Consider the following 15,777-nt stretch of genomic DNA (forward strand, 5'->3'; position numbering starts at 1 on the left):
ATCATTATAGATGGGGGGCGATGAAGGATGTTCCAGAATTTCAAGTTCGTAGGTGACCGTCCGGTCGCGATACAAGTGAAAGAATACGTCAAACGTTTAATTATAAAAGGGGCGCTTCAGGCGGATCAGAAGCTGCCCTCCACACGAGAAATGAGCGGTCTGCTAAAGGTGAGCCGCAATACAGTCATTGCAGCCTATGAAGGCTTGGAGGATGACGGATTTACGTATGCGATTCCCGGCAAAGGCAGCTATGTGGCCGCTATGGCAGGCCATTTGGCTACTTATAACGGGGGAGCTGACGGCTCTGCCGCCTGGCAGATCGACTGGAAGGCAAGAATGAACGAGTATGCTGTATCGGCTGTAGAGCTGGACATGATGAAGCAGGGCATTCGTGCCAAGAAAGGAACCATCTCGTTCACAAGCATCGCTCCGGATGAGCAGCTGTTTGATCTGGGGAATGTAAGGCGAGCCTTCATGGATCGGATGGCAATCGAAGGGCAGGTGCTGCTCAACTACGGCTATGCAAAGGGCTACAAGCCGCTGATCGATTACCTGATACGTTATATGGAGAATAAGGGCGTCGATACAAGCGGCAAGGATATGCTGATTACAAGCGGGTTTACAGAAGGCTTTGATATTGTGCTGTCGACACTTCGCCCTGCTGGGCGCCGCGGAGCGGCAATTTGCGAAAATCCGACCCATCATACAGCGATCAAAAATTTGAAACTGCATGGATTTGAGATTACCGGCATTCCGATGGAGCGTGACGGTATTGATGTGGAGCAGCTTGAGGCGGTATTGCAGAAGCAGACAAACAGCTTCGATTTGGCCTATTTGACTCCTTCCTATCACAATCCGACTGGCATCGTCATGTCACCGGCAAAACGCAGCGCTGTTATAAAATTAATGATGCGCTATCAGGTTCCGGTAATCGAGGATGGATTTAATGAGGAACTGCGCTACTCGGGAGCACATGTTGCACCCTTAATAGCGACAGCAGCACGTGGGAACGGAGTAATCTATATTGGCAGCTTCTCTAAGGTGCTGTTCCCTGGCTTACGAGTAGGCTGGGTGCTTGGAGACCGAGAGCTGATCGACACTCTGGAAAGCATTAAGCGTGCACGCACCATTCATACATCAACTATTGATCAATCAATTTTATATCAATATTTGCTCAATGGAAATTTCGATAAATATGTAAAAAAAGCACGTATGGAATATAAGCGCAAATATGAACTGACGAAGGCATGCTGTGAAGCACATCTCCCTGAGGCGCAGCTGTCTGGCGATGGGGGCTTGCACTTGTTTCTTACCTTCCCGTCATGGGTAAATACACGCCAGCTGCTAGAAGCTTGCACAGAACAGGGAGTTATTTTTACACCGGGAGACAAGTTTTTTATTCAAGAAGGCCAAGGGATGAATACATTGCGGCTTGGTTTTTCACGAGTAACAGATGAAAATATCGAGCGGGGAATTCAGATAATCGGCGAGCAGGCGCGTAGCTTTCTTAATTCATAAGAAAAATGAGGTGTCATGATGAAGATTGGCGTTATTATGGGTGGTATTTCCTCTGAGCGTGAGGTTTCTCTGCAGACAGGTCAAGAGATGATCAGTCATTTGGATCGCAGTCGCTATGAGGTGGTTCCAATTGTGATCGATCAGCGAGCTGATTTAATCGCACAAGTTCAGCAAGCAGACATCGATCTCGCCATATTGGCGCTGCATGGTCAATATGGCGAAGACGGTACGGTGCAGGGAACGCTAGAGACACTGGGCATTCCATATACAGGCAGCGGTGTCCTGGCAAGCAGCCTATGCATGAATAAGCAGCTGTCCAAAATGCTGCTGAAGGCAGTGGGCGTGCATACGCCTACAGGCTTTTGCTGGCAGGGAATGGACGATTATGATCCGCAGGAGGTTGAACAGCTGGGTTACCCGGTTATTGTGAAGCCGAATGCGGGAGGTTCCAGCATCGGCATCCAGCTTGTGCATAATGAGAAGGAGCTGCTGCCGGCTGTTCAGGAGGCATGCAATTTGGATCAGACGATCTTGATTGAGCCTTATATTAAAGGGACGGAGCTTACCTGCCCGATTGTGGATGGCGAGGTATTACCGATTATCGGCATTCGCTCCGCGCATTCGGAGTGGTTCGATTACAAAGCGAAATATGAAGCCGACGGCGCTGAGGAGAAGGTGATTCAGCTTCCTCCCATTACCCAGCAGCGTGTGCGCGAGACCGCGCTTGCTAGTTACCGGCTGCTGCAGTGCAAGGTCTATGCAAGGGTCGATATGATTTTGTGTCAAGATATACCTTACGTGCTGGAAGTAAACACCTTACCTGGAATGACCGCAGGCAGCCTGCTTCCGAAGAGCGCAGCTGCAGCAGGTATGACCTTTACACAACTGCTGGACCGTATTATTGCTAGCTCGCTCCATGAGCGGAAACAGGAATGGGAGATGGTGCAATATGTTTAGTGGAGAGTGTACAGGGCGGTTTTTATCCTCGCGTGTACGAGATATTCGACCATCGGGAATTCGCGCTTTTTTTGATCTGAATGCAACAGGCGGAGATACAATCGCCCTTGGAGTCGGAGAGCCAGATTTCGTTACACCGGAAAAGGTACGCGAAGCTTGCATTCAGGCATTGCGTGAAGGGGAGACGAAATACACCTCAAATGCCGGCTTAATAGAGCTTCGGGAGGAGCTTTCAACATATTTGGCTAGCAGTTTCGCGCTCTCCTACGACCCTGAGCATGAAATCATCGTGACGGTGGGAAGCAGTGAAGCCGTCGACCTGGCGCTGCGGACAGTGATCAATCCAGGTGATGAGGTGCTGATTCCGGCGCCAAGCTATATTGCCTATGAACCGATTACCCATCTGCATGGCGGTAAAATCGTGGAGGTGGCGGCTGCGGCAGAGGAGCAGTTCAAGCTGACCCCGCAAGCACTGCAAGCGGCGATTACGCCTCATTCCAAGGCTTTGATGATCAATTATCCGAGTAATCCAACAGGAGCAGTAATGACAGAGCAGGATTGGTTGCCGATTGTAGAGGTCATTATTAAACATAATTTGGTTGTCATTTCGGATGAAGTTTATGCCGAGCTGACTTATGGGAGAAAGCATGTCAGTATCGCCTCCTTGCCGGGCATGAAGGAGCGTACGATTGTCATTAGCGGCTTTTCCAAAGCGTTCGCGATGACAGGCTGGCGGGTAGGCTATGCTTGCGGCCCGCGCGAGTTGATAGCCTGCATGTTGAAAATCCACCAGTACACGGCCATGTGCGCCCCTACCATTGCACAGATCGCTGCGCTCGAATCATTGCGTCATGGCTTGGCTGCCAAGGATGAGATGATGGCGAGCTACAATGAACGCCGCAAGTTGTTTGTAGCCGGCTTGAATGCAATCGGGCTGGCCTGCCACGAGCCTGAGGGGGCTTTCTATGCCTTCCCTTCAATTGCTTCTACTGGCATGTCATCTGAGCAGTTCGCTCTTCGGCTACTGGAGGAAGCGAAGGTGGCGGTCGTGCCGGGACATGTATTCGGATCGGGCGGCGAAGGTTTTATTCGCTGCTCATATGCAACCTCGCTCGTCGATTTGGAGAAGGTGCTGGAGCGGATGGCTAGGTTTATGCAGGTGATGCAACCGGTTTGATAAAACTATCACATTCACTGAAAAAATAAACTACCTAAAGTCCGGTGATTATCACGAATCAATTTCATAACTCATTAAAACGATAATATTGAAACTATATATAGACAAATTAAAGCGTTTTGATCTATATATAGCCTTGATTGAAGCAGCTAAAGGTATTATGAAATTAATTCATTACTGCACGATGTTGCCATCACAGGACAATGTACCGCGCAAATACAATGCTAATTGTTGATAAAGTTACCAAGCGAAATTACCATATCCGTTTATTTGCGCTGCGCCCTGCGCTTGCGCTGATTAATTGCGATCTTCTCTTCCATCCCTTGATCGGAAGCTTGATAGATAATTTCATCTTTGATCTTCGTCGGCAAATATTGCTGATCCACATAGTGATTGGGATAATCATGCGGATATAAATATCCTACATGACCTAGCTCTTTGGCACCTGCATAATGCGCATCGCAAAGATGCAGCGGCACCTCTACTGTGCCAACTTGATTCATAAGATCCATCGAGCGCATGATGGACATTGCAACAGCATTCGACTTCGGACTCGACACCGCAAACAATATTGCCTGGGAAATGATATATTTCGACTCAGGCCAGCCAATACGGTGGTATGCGTCCATTGCCGCCACTGCCTGCGGCATGGCCTGTGGGTTCGCAAGCCCGATGTCTTCGGAGCAGGCGACCGTTAGCCTGCGAATGAACACCATCGGGTCCATGCCCAGTTTCTCTACCGCGTAGAGAAACCAGAACAGCGCGGCATCCGAGGAGCCGCGGATGCTCTTGTGGAAAGCGGACAAGACGTCATACTGCGTCGACTCGTCCGCTTTCGCAACCCTCCGGCGGATCGATTCTTCCGCCGCCTCAAGATCGATGTGGACCGTACCGTCCACATCGGGCAAGGTCGCACGCGCGGCAAGCTCCAGCGCGTGAAGCGCGCGGCGAATGTCCCCATTCGCCATGCGCGCAATATGCTCCAGCGCGTCGTCGTCCGCGCTGAGGTTCATGCCGCCGAGTCCACGATCTCGGTCGGCGAGCGCCCTACGCAGCGCGATCATCGCGTGCGCAGGCGTCAATAGCTCGAGCTGAAACAGCGTCGAGCGTGAAAGCAAAGCCCCGTTCACATAGTGGAACGGGTTCTCCGTTGTCGCGCCGATGAAGATGATAATGCCTGCTTCTACTGCAGGCAGCAGCGCATCTTGGCGCGATGAATTGAATCGATGCACCTCATCTAGAAACAGAATCGTTTTTTTGCCATACATCGATTTCGTCATTTTGGCGCGATCAATGACTTCACGAACATCCTTGACCGTTGCATCCACTGCATTAAGCTTAACAAACTCGCCTTGCGTATATTTGGAAATAATATGGGCTAAAGTCGTCTTCCCTGTACCTGGCGGTCCATAAAGCAGAATAGAACTTATCTGATCCGCCTCAATCACCCTTCTCAACAGCTTGCCTGGCCCCACAATATGTTCTTGACCGATAAACTCATCTAAACTAATAGGACGCATGCGATCGGCTAATAATTCAGAACCCCGATTATTAGACGCTTCTGCATATGTAAATAAATCCATCATCAACCCGCCTCATTCATCTAATCCTTCTATTATAGCGTAACGAACAGGCGATTGTCATGGCAGAGCTTACTCATCGATCTCCCCTTTTGCGATAGCTGCCCACACAAAAATCAGGATCAACGCTGCAAGCACACATAGTTCAGGCGCGATCATTAACGTGAAAAAATTATTTTCCATAGCTACCTTTTCCCCCCTTCTTATTCTTCGTTCCTCGAACATAAGCCGCATCAAATAGGAACAATCGAAGCAGCAATACGATGGATGGGATCAGCACGAACAGGCCGGCAATAAATGCTGCGACGAGCGCAATGGCCATCGTTTCATTCGTAAAATGCTCACGAATCGTAATATAGGGATACAAAATGTATGGCAAATGCGCTCGTCCATATCCGAAGAAAGCAAAACCGAATTGAAGCATCACCATGATGAAGGATAGGCCTAAATTTCGACCTTTCCAAACGAAAAACACGGCAATAGCAAAACAAATGAACGAGGCGATGAACATCCATGACAGACTTAGCATGTTATTGAAATGTTCCTTATTGTGCTGCGATATGGCATAAAAAGCAAACAAGCTTGCAAGTATGGTCGGCAAACTCCAGAATAGCGCATAACCACGCAAAATCATGTAGGCTGGCTTATCCTTTGCTTTGTGGGCATAGTAAGTCAGAAACATCGCAGAGATATACAATACACTCACCAGCGCTAGCAGAATGACTGACCACGTATATAAACTGCTGAAGAGCTCACTCCACAGAAGTACAATTTTACCTTCAATTACCTGTATGATCCCACCCTCCGAAATCACAAGCACAGTCGATAATGCTGCAGGAATCAGCAAGCCCGTTGCACCATAGAGGAACATATACCAAACATTTTGCTTGGACCCATAATTGCTAAAAGCATAGTAAGCACCACGAATACTAAGCAGAATAAGCGCCAAGCTGCCTGGGACGAGTAAAGCTGTACCATAATACATCGCCGTATCCGGGAAAAATCCGACCATCCCAATATAGAAAAAAACGAGAAACACATTCGTAACTTCCCACACAGGTGATAAATACCGCTCAATAATGGCGTAGGTAATATGTTTTTTGCCTGTCGCCACTGAATAGAACCCGAAGAATCCAGCCCCAAAATCAATCGAAGCTACAATAATATATCCCCACAGAAAAATCCAAAGTACCGAAATACCAAGAATATCAATATTCATTTGCGTTTGCCTCCCTCAATTCCTAGCGACAATAATTCATCTGCAACATGTGCGTTTCTGAAAAGCTTGGCTAGCACTTTAATGCACGAAATCGCCAGTACGAGGTACAGCAGACAGAAGAGCAGCAGCATAATATGCACATTATTAGCCGTTGTTGCGCCATCTTCTACCTTCATATAGCCAACTAGAATCCATGGCAATCTGCCTACCTCCGCATAAATCCAGCCCAGCTCAATCGCAATAACCGATAAGGGTCCGCAGCATACGATCGCGATTAGCAGCCAGCGCGGAAGAGGCTTCTTTCTTTTGGCACGTGAAAACCACAGGTAGACGACCCCGATTGCAATCGTTAACGTACCAATGAGCACCATTCCATCAAAGTAGTAATGAATTCTTAGAGGTGGCTGCAATTCTGGAGGCGTTTCATTTAAGCCATGAACGACCGTATTCGGACTTCCTCCTGCAAGAATGCTTAAGGCATAAGGGATTTTTAGCGCATATTTGATTTCATTATCCTCCGTCAGAAAGCCACCCATAATCAGTTCAGCCTTGTCCTTCGTCTCAAAATGCCATTCGGCTGCAGCTAATTTCACCGGCTGATAAGCAGCAAGGAACTTACCAGAGAAATCCCCAATAAGTGCATTCGTAATGCCAAAAATAATGCCAGCCACTAGCGTCAACTTAAGCGCTTTGCGTGCATATACCTTATCACTTCTACCTTTGATCAGACTAAATGCGGCAATCGCAGCAAGCACGAAGGCACACGTCATATAGGCAGAGGACAGAACATGACTGACTTTGGTCGCTGTAGCAGGATTAAACATCGCCTTGATCGGCTCCACGTTACGAATGACACCATTTTCCAAGGTAAACCCTTGCGGCGTATTCATAAATGCATTTACGCAAGTAATAAAGAACGCTGAGGCAGATGCAGCTAAAGCAATCGGAATAATGAGCATAAAATGTACAAACGGGTTCTTGAATCGATCCCATGTATACAAGTAGATGCCAAGGAAAATTGCTTCCACAAAGAAGGCGAACGTCTCCATAAAAAGCGGCAGACCAATCGCCTGCCCCGCAACTTGCATAAAGCTCGGCCATAATAACGAAAGCTGCAGACCAATGGAAGTCCCTGTAACGACTCCAATCGCAACCGTGATTACAAAGCCACGGGTCCACCTTCTGGCAAGCAGAATGTAATAGGGATCATTTCGCTTAATCCCTCTCCATTCCGCCAATGCAATCATAACGGGAACTCCCACCCCAATCGTGGCAAAAATAATATGAAATCCAAGCGTGATTTCAGTTAATAGTCGACTATACGAAACCGCATCATACATTGCTGTCATCCACTCCATTACGAGAACATTTTGCGAGCTAGTGCAAGCAGCAGGATTCCTGCTACGACCACACAAACGATCATTAAATTGCGTTCATGCTTCTGATAACTCTTCATTTCATCACCTTCTCTTATACTGTTTCCAAAAATTAACTCGCTAATTCTTTACACAAAAAATCCGACCCACCTAAAGGTGAATCGGATTCTTTAAATGATTCTTATCTTATTGTTCAAGCTTCTTTAGCATATCTCTTACGACCGAACTTACCATGATGAGCCCAACTGCAGGCGGTACAAAAGCATTGGAAGCTGGTGGTTGCTTTGCTTTGCGAATTTCAGGCGCGTTCTCAGGTACAATTTTCTTCGTCACGTCTTCTCTAGGCTTTATCGGCTCTTCTGTCGAGAATACCACTTTAACGCCCTTCTTGATTCCTTCCTTGCGCAGCTTGGTCCGAATCACACGTGCGAGCGGATCAACCGTTGTTTTGGAAATATCCGCAATTTGGAACCTTGTAGGGTCTAATTTATTAGCAGCACCCATGGAAGAAATGATCGGAATTTTGCGAGCTAAGCATTGTTTGATTAAGTGAATTTTATAAGAAATCGTATCCGATGCATCCAGAACAAAATCAAGCGGATACTTGAACAATTCCTCATATGTTTCCTCTGTATAGAACATACGAAGGGCAATTACTTCGCATTCTGGATTAATCAGCTTGATTCGATCACGCATCAGATCAACTTTTGGCTGACCTACTGTCGTTGTTAAGGCATGAATCTGGCGGTTAATGTTCGTGATATCCACGACATCCTTATCGATCAAAATCAATCTGCCGACACCTGTTCTTGCCAGTGCTTCAGCTGCAATCGAGCCAACGCCTCCAATACCAAGAACAGCAATCGTGCTGTTCTTCATTAGCTCCAAGCCTTCAGGTCCAATCGAAAGCTCTGTTCTAGAGAATTGATGGAGCATACCGCACCTCACTTTCTTCCTTTTTTTATTCTAAATAAAAGGCCCCGAAGGGCCTTATTCAATCGCTAAGATTAATTTTTACTAGCTGCTGGCATTTTACGTGCAATACGAATCGATAGTTGTTCCAATTGGTTATCGTCCACAGGTCCAGGCGCATTTGTCATCAGACAAGTTGCGCTTGCTGTTTTCGGGAATGCAATCGTTTCGCGGATATTATTCGTACCTGCAAGCAGCATAACCAATCTGTCAAAGCCAAATGCCATACCACCGTGTGGAGGTGTACCGTACTCGAATGCTTCGAGGAAGTAGCCAAACTTCTCATTCGCTTCTTCGAGTGAGAAGCCGAGTGCAGTAAACATTTTCTCCTGAACTTCACGATTGTAGATCCGCATCGAGCCGCCGCCAACTTCATAACCGTTAAGCACCAAGTCATATGCTTGTGCCAGGATTTGACCAGGATCTGTATCAAAGTAAGCAACATGCTCTTCCTTCGGACGTGTGAACGGATGGTGTTCAGCTACATAGCGTTTGGCATCTTCATCGTATGACAGCAGTGGGAAATCAACTACCCAGGCAAATTTGTAAACGGAATCGTCGATTAGTCCTAGCTGACGGCCAATTTTGAGGCGCAGGTTACCAAGCACATCTGCAACAACCTTTTTATTATCAGCTGAGAATAGAAGCAAATCACCATCTTCCACTTGAAGACGTTCTTTGATCGCATTCAGCTCGGACTCGCTCAAGAATTTGACGATTGGTCCTTTCATTTCGCCGTCTTTCACTTGAATCCAGGCAAGGCCTTTCGCGCCATAACGCATTGCAAATGGTGTCAAATCGTCAATTTCCTTACGACTCCATAGACCACAGCCTTTGGCGTTCAAAGCTTTAACTTGTCCGCCATTCTGGATTGTGCTAGCAAATACTTTAGCTTCTGTATTAGCAAGCAAATCGGATAAATCGACCAGCTCTAAGCCAAAACGCAGATCCGGTTTATCTGAACCATACTTGCCCATAGCTTCTGCATAAGGCAGGCGTTGGAACGGACGAGGAATGTCGATTCCCTTCGTTTCTTTCATCAGGCGAACCACAAGCTCTTCCATCATTTCAAGCAGTTGATCCTGTGTCAGGAAGCTAGTCTCGATATCCACCTGTGTAAACTCAGGTTGACGATCTGCACGCAGGTCTTCATCTCGGAAGCAGCGTGCGATTTGGTAGTATCTTTCAAGTCCTGCCACCATCAATAGCTGCTTGAATTGCTGCGGCGATTGTGGCAGTGCATAAAATTCACCTGGATGTACACGGCTTGGGACAAGATAGTCACGCGCACCTTCCGGAGTTGAGTTCGCGAGAATCGGAGTTTCTACATCGATGAAACCATTTTCGTCAAGGAAATCACGGAAAATCTTCGCTGTTTTGGAACGTAGCATTAACGTTTTTTGCATTTCTGGACGACGAAGATCTAAATAGCGATATTTAAGACGAAGCATTTCATCAACTTCGATGCCATCTTCGATAAAAAACGGAGGGTTCTTGGCAGCGTTCAAAATTTCGATTTCCGTAATTTGAACCTCTACTTCACCTGTTTCCATATTCGTATTAACGGTTTCTGGATCACGTGCCACAACTGTACCTTTAACAGCCAGCACATATTCGTTACGAGAACGATCGCCAATCTTAAGCGCATCCCCTGAAAACGCTGGGTTAAATACGATTTGTACTAAACCGCTGCGATCACGAAGATCAATGAATAGTACGCCCCCAAGGTCTCTTCTTCTTTGTACCCAACCATTCAATACAACGGTCTGTCCGATTGTTTCTTTGCTAATTTCTCCACATTGATGTGTTTTCAGCATCATGTCTAATTCCCCCCACTATTTAGTCTTTAATATCCAATCTGCAAGCTCTGTTAATGCAACTGCTTGTTGATCTCCTGTAGCCATCGCTTTGACGGTGATTTCACCGCGAGCAAGCTCGTCATCTCCTAGAATTGCAACGTAAGTTGCATTCGTACGGTCAGCTGACTTCATTTGGGCTTTCATTTTACGACCTTGGTAATCCTTCTCAGCCATAACGCCCTTAACTCTTAGTTCATGAACTAATCGAGTGATTTCCTTTTCTGCTGCTTCTCCAAGACCGATCAGATAAACATCAAGCGGCTTAGGTGCAGGAATATCAACACCTTGTGCTTCCAGAACGATCAGAATCCGTTCCAACCCAAGACCAAGTCCAACACCAGATTGATCCGGTCCCCCAAATTGGCTAACAAGTCCGTTATAGCGACCACCACCGCCAATCGTATCAATTGCGCCAATGCCAGCGGCTTTATACTCAAACGCAGTATGCGTGTAATAGTCTAAACCACGAACGAGACGTGGATTGATGCGATAAGGAATCTTCATCGCTTCCAAGTATCCAAGCACAGCGTCAAAATGCGTACGACATTCTTCATCCAAATCTTCTAGCAGTTCAGGAGCACCCTCGCAGAATTTTTGATCCACTTTGCAATCGAGCAAACGCATCGGATTACGATCAAAACGAGTCTGACAATCCTTGCAAAGCTGATCTTTCACTGGAGCAAAGAAAGCTTGAAGCTTGCTGCGGAATGCCTCTCTGATTGCAGGCGTTCCAACTGAGTTAATCTCAACCGTAACATCCTTAAGACCTAATTCCTTGTAGAACGTATATCCAAGCGCAACGACTTCGGCATCCAGACTCGGATCAACCGCGCCAAAAGCTTCAATACCAAACTGATGGAACTGACGCTGTCTGCCTGCTTGCGGCTGTTCATAACGGAACATCGGTCCGATATAATACAATTTCGTCAGATCAGGCTCACCATACAGCTTATTCTCAACGAATGCGCGTACCACGCCTGCAGTACCTTCTGGTCTTAGCGTAATACTGCGATCTCCTTTATCATTGAAGGTATACATTTCCTTCTGAACGATATCCGTTGTTTCCCCTACACCACGAGCAAACACTTCCGTATGTTCGAAAATAGGCGTCCGCACCTCTTTATAATGAAAGCGACGGCATAAGTCCCTTGCCTGTGCCTCGAGATACTGCCATTTTTCAACAGTTCCCGGGAGCAAATCGGACGTTCCTTTTGGTTTCTGTAAACTCATCTCATTGACCCCCTAAAATAAAAAAACTCCCGTTCCTAACGATTATTACAATCGCTAGGGACGAGAGATTCGTTTATAATCACCCGTGGTGCCACCCACATTCCAAAACCAATAAGCCATTGCATAAGCTCCATCAGTCTTGCTTCATACGGTTAACGCCCGTCTACGCAGTTTAGTTACTAAACGTTTATTTGCTTTATTCAAGCACAATTCCGTGTTCACCAAGTGTCCTCTGGGAAGTCCTTCACTTGCTCATCATAAGAAAGCTTGCAGCCTAGGCTTTCATCTCTGAATATGTGGGTGCAAATTACTTTATCCCTTCATCGGATCAAAGGATTATCCAAATATATTATTTACATAATAATCACGATCTATACGAATGTCAAGAAAATACATCGTCCAATTCTAGTGATCGATCGAATAATTCTCAACTTTACTAGAATACACCCTAGTAGGCAAACAGTAGCACGTGGTAAAATGTGGTAATAAAACCAGCGCGTCCGAATACGAATCGAACGATGGAGATGATAGAGTGTTGAAAGCGTTGGTAGGCAAACTTTCGAATAGCTCGTTCCAAGTCAAGCTATTGTTATCGTATTCAATCATTATTCTGATCCCTGTATTATCGGCCCTACTGTTGTCTGGGTTTAAGTTTTATTACCAAACGAAGGGCAAGTATGAAGACTTTCTGGAGCAATTGAACACAAGAACGAATGTGACCGTCAACGACTTTATTTCCAATATTGCACGGAACTCGTACTTTTATTTAACGGATACGAGGTTGCAAACTATTTTGAATAAAAATTATCAGCAAGAAAACTTGGAATTGTTGGAAGACGCCAACTATATGATGCGGGCAATGGATCAGATCGTGCTCATGAACGGATATATCGCGGGGGTTACTGTTATCGCTCCGAATAATCGGATCTATAATAGCACTTCAGCCTATACGTGGGATTTAGAGCCAATCATCGAGCGAGTGACCAAACAGGCATTGCAGAAGGGCAAAATAATCGTGTCGTCGCCTTATGCGAGCAGCAGCATGAACGGCAATCCAAAACTGCTCTCGATCGTGCGCTACTTATCTGACTTGAATCTGAAAAATAACATGGAAGGCTACGTGAAGGTTGACATTCATTATAAATCGTTTCGAAATTTGATCGATGGCATATCCGACTCCAATCTTCAGCTAACTACTGTTGTTATGGCCGATGGGAAAATGATCTATCCAGCAAACGATTCACCGAATGCTTCGAATGATGCGGAATGGCAACAGCTTTTATCACAAATTGAGAGCAAGAAAAACACGGGAGAGAAAATCGTACAATTTCGCATGAAAGACGAAACATATTTGTTTGCTTCGACCGTGAACGAAACGACCAATTGGAATATTATTCAATATATTCCGCTGCATGTTGTAGAAGATAATTTTCTAAACAATACCCACAACTATCTGATCCTGAGCTTGCTAACTCTAATTATTGCCTTTTTCCTCGCGTTGTTCTTTTCGAGGCGCTTTATTAAGCCGATTCACAAGCTGCGGAAGGCGATGAAACGAGTCGATTCGGGAAATATGGATCAGGTTGTTTTGAATATAAGAATGACGGACGAGATCGGACAGCTCATAGATAGTTACAATGCCATGATCTTGCGGTTAAAACAGAGCAGAGAGATGGAAATCCTGTCCAATCGTCTGCAGAAACGCGCGGAATTGAATATGCTGCAGGCGCAAATCAACCCGCATTTTCTGTACAATACGCTTAATGTGATTCACTCCATTGCTGAACTGAACAGGTTAAATGAAATTTCCGTCATGGCAAAGTCGCTAGCCAGCTTGTATCGATACAATATCAAAAACAACGATGATGTAACGATTGAAAAAGAACTGGAGCAAATCAAAAATTACATCAACATTCAGCAGATTCGTTTTCTATCTAAGTTTAACGTCATATATGAGATCGATACTGAGTTATATCCTTACAAAATATTAAAGTTTTTGCTACAGCCTCTTGTAGAAAATGCCTTTTATCACGGTTTGGAGCCAAAAGGCGGCAAAGGAACCCTCCGGTTATCGATCACAAAAAGGGGACATTCGCTGCATATTTGCATTGAAGACGATGGTGTCGGAATAAGCGAGCAGAAATTGGCCGAACTCAACGCAATTTTCGAACATCCTTTTCAAGTGGATGCCATCGATACAAAGGTGAATTTTGGATTACGTAATGTGCACGCCCGAATCAAGAACTTTTACGGCGATGAATATTGGATCCGTGTTAGCAGCACCCCCCATCTTGGAACGTGCTTCGAAATCAAAATACCGGCGGAGAAGGAGCATGACGATGAACATTCTGGTCGTTGAAGACGAGTTTTATACGAGAAAAGCGCTTGTTCAACTGATACTCGATTGGAATTCGGCATCAAAGGTGTTTGAAGCGGAAGATGGTCTAGAAGCGCTTGAGATGATGGATACATGCAAGCCCGATCTTGTGTTCTCCGACATTCGAATGCCGCGCATCGATGGACTTGAATTGCTTGCACTTATCCGTGAGAAATATCCGTCGGTTGTTAGCGTGATTATAAGCGGGTATGACGATTTTATTTATGCGCAGCAAGCGATTCGGTTCAAGGCCGAACAATATTTGCTTAAGCCTGTGGAACGGCAGGAAATGGTTGCGCTGCTGAATCGAATATCCGAGCATAAGGTTTCTTCTGCGGAAATCTGGTTAGAGGAACGTTTAGCAGCCTGTTTGTATGAAGAGCAAAGTTTCGCGTCCGAGTCGAATGAATTCGGCTCAATTGACGCTTATACAACAGCAGTGTTGCGTGCGGACGGACTTCAACGGGATATTGTAAAGCAGATTGCCAGGCGGATGCTATCTATGCGCGGCATCCCGTTTGTCTTGAGCAATGATCGGCGTCATTCGGACATGGTTATTCTATGGATGTATGCGACGGATGCTTCCAAGGATAATCATTTGCGTGATCGGCAACAGATATTGCAGGATGTGATACAAGCTTATGCTGAGACAGCTGGAGGCGTGCTATCAATTGGCTTAAGCACAGTCAAGCGGGATGTTCGAGAGCTTGCCAAATCGTACATTGAGGCCAAACACGCTGTCTTATACCGATTAATCATGGGGAACAACATCGTTTTCGATGCGTCAGATATGGGAGCGGTCACACCCTATAACCACGAATGGATGAATAATTGGATTACGCAAATTGATCATAAAGTGATCAACAATAGATTTGGCGATGCTGCTTCGCTTGTTCGCAAATTGATTGCTGAAGTAAGTGAGGTGCGATTGTCTGTGCACGCATTGTACGATATGTGTGCGAAGATTACGGCCATCTTAAACTCTTTTATTGAATCGGAAAACAAGAGAACCGGTGAGCTTATGCCCTATGTGGAGCAAATTGACTTGCACCAATATGACTCGACGGATGAGATCGCAGATAAGTTAGCTAATCTCATGGAATCAGCAGCCTCCAAACTTGCATCGAGCAGTTCCAAGTTTGATATAACCGAGGATATGAAACTTTATGTGCAGCAACATTTTCACCAAGAGATTATCCTTGAAGATTTGGCTAAAAATAAATATTTTACAGATCCTTCGTACTTGAGTCGGCTGTTCAAGAATAAAGTGGGCACGAGCTTTTCACAATACTTGCTCTCCTATAGAATGAACAAAGCCAAAAGTCTTCTTGAAAGCGATTTCATTCTTTCCGTGTCGGATGTGGCGAGCGCAGTCGGTTACAGCGATTATTCTTATTTCATTCAGATGTATAAAAAACATTTTGGGGCAACACCAGGCAAAGTAAAAAGGCAGAAAACGGCGGAACGCTTGGCGAGTAAAAAGGACAGTTTTGTCATATTCATCTAGTCATT

12 protein-coding genes are annotated in these 15,777 nt (G+C 45.8%); 5 read left to right on the top strand and 7 right to left on the bottom strand.

Annotation, left to right across the window (positions count from 1 at the left end):
* Positions 1 to 27 precede the first annotated feature (27 nt).
* Genes E0485_RS12200 through E0485_RS12210 form a run of 3 tightly spaced genes read left to right on the top strand, consistent with a single transcriptional unit; the run spans position 28 to position 3,652 of the window.
* Positions 28 to 1,518 (top strand): aminotransferase-like domain-containing protein, encoded by a 1,491-nt coding sequence (locus tag E0485_RS12200; protein ID WP_132418320.1) that lies wholly within the window; start codon positions 28 to 30, stop codon positions 1,516 to 1,518.
* Between the two features lie 18 nt (positions 1,519 to 1,536).
* Complete coding sequence (locus E0485_RS12205; RefSeq protein WP_132418370.1) at positions 1,537 to 2,475, top strand: D-alanine--D-alanine ligase; 939 nt, start codon at positions 1,537 to 1,539, stop codon at positions 2,473 to 2,475.
* Positions 2,468 to 3,652 (top strand): aminotransferase class I/II-fold pyridoxal phosphate-dependent enzyme, encoded by a 1,185-nt coding sequence (locus tag E0485_RS12210; RefSeq protein WP_132418371.1) that lies wholly within the window; start codon positions 2,468 to 2,470, stop codon positions 3,650 to 3,652. The genes E0485_RS12205 and E0485_RS12210 overlap by 8 nt, the downstream gene beginning before the upstream one ends.
* Before the next feature lie 266 nt (positions 3,653 to 3,918).
* On the opposite strand, the gene E0485_RS12215 is transcribed toward E0485_RS12210, so the two are convergent.
* The 7 genes from E0485_RS12215 to hisS form a co-directional block, all read right to left on the bottom strand.
* Complete coding sequence (locus E0485_RS12215; RefSeq protein ID WP_132418372.1) at positions 3,919 to 5,235, bottom strand: replication-associated recombination protein A; 1,317 nt, start codon at positions 5,233 to 5,235, stop codon at positions 3,919 to 3,921.
* Between the two features lie 69 nt (positions 5,236 to 5,304).
* Positions 5,305 to 5,415: a cytochrome bd oxidase small subunit CydS gene (locus E0485_RS25900; RefSeq protein WP_407944847.1), complete on the bottom strand. Its 111-nt coding sequence runs from the start codon at positions 5,413 to 5,415 to the stop codon at positions 5,305 to 5,307.
* Positions 5,405 to 6,451: a cytochrome d ubiquinol oxidase subunit II gene (locus E0485_RS12220; RefSeq protein ID WP_132418321.1), complete on the bottom strand. Its 1,047-nt coding sequence runs from the start codon at positions 6,449 to 6,451 to the stop codon at positions 5,405 to 5,407. The genes E0485_RS25900 and E0485_RS12220 overlap by 11 nt, the downstream gene beginning before the upstream one ends.
* Complete coding sequence (locus E0485_RS12225) at positions 6,448 to 7,800, bottom strand: cytochrome ubiquinol oxidase subunit I (protein ID WP_132418322.1); 1,353 nt, start codon at positions 7,798 to 7,800, stop codon at positions 6,448 to 6,450. The genes E0485_RS12220 and E0485_RS12225 overlap by 4 nt, the downstream gene beginning before the upstream one ends.
* A 213-nt stretch (positions 7,801 to 8,013) precedes the next feature.
* A complete protein-coding gene (locus tag E0485_RS12230) occupies positions 8,014 to 8,763 on the bottom strand; it encodes a tRNA threonylcarbamoyladenosine dehydratase (protein ID WP_132418323.1) in 750 nt (249 codons plus the stop codon).
* A gap of 71 nt (positions 8,764 to 8,834) precedes the next feature.
* The gene (aspS, locus tag E0485_RS12235) at positions 8,835 to 10,616 is read right to left on the bottom strand and encodes an aspartate--tRNA ligase (RefSeq protein ID WP_207910977.1); all 1,782 of its coding nucleotides are present in this window, start codon (positions 10,614 to 10,616) and stop codon (positions 8,835 to 8,837) included.
* 18 nt (positions 10,617 to 10,634) lie between these two features.
* Positions 10,635 to 11,888, bottom strand: a complete 1,254-nt coding sequence (hisS, locus tag E0485_RS12240; protein WP_132418325.1) for a histidine--tRNA ligase — start codon at positions 11,886 to 11,888, stop codon at positions 10,635 to 10,637.
* Between the two features lie 535 nt (positions 11,889 to 12,423).
* Between hisS and E0485_RS12245 the strand changes: the two genes are divergently transcribed.
* Together E0485_RS12245 and E0485_RS12250 are read left to right on the top strand one after the other, a co-directional pair.
* Entirely contained in the window at positions 12,424 to 14,247 is a 1,824-nt protein-coding gene (locus tag E0485_RS12245) for a sensor histidine kinase (protein WP_132418326.1), read from the top strand.
* The gene (locus E0485_RS12250; RefSeq protein WP_207910971.1) at positions 14,228 to 15,772 is read left to right on the top strand and encodes a response regulator; all 1,545 of its coding nucleotides are present in this window, start codon (positions 14,228 to 14,230) and stop codon (positions 15,770 to 15,772) included. Before E0485_RS12245 ends, E0485_RS12250 begins: the two co-directional genes overlap by 20 nt.
* The last annotated feature ends 5 nt before the right edge of the window (positions 15,773 to 15,777 follow it).

The sequence above is a fragment of the Paenibacillus albiflavus genome (assembly GCF_004344915.1).
Taxonomy (GTDB): Bacteria; Bacillota; Bacilli; order Paenibacillales; family NBRC-103111; genus Paenibacillus_AM; species Paenibacillus_AM albiflavus.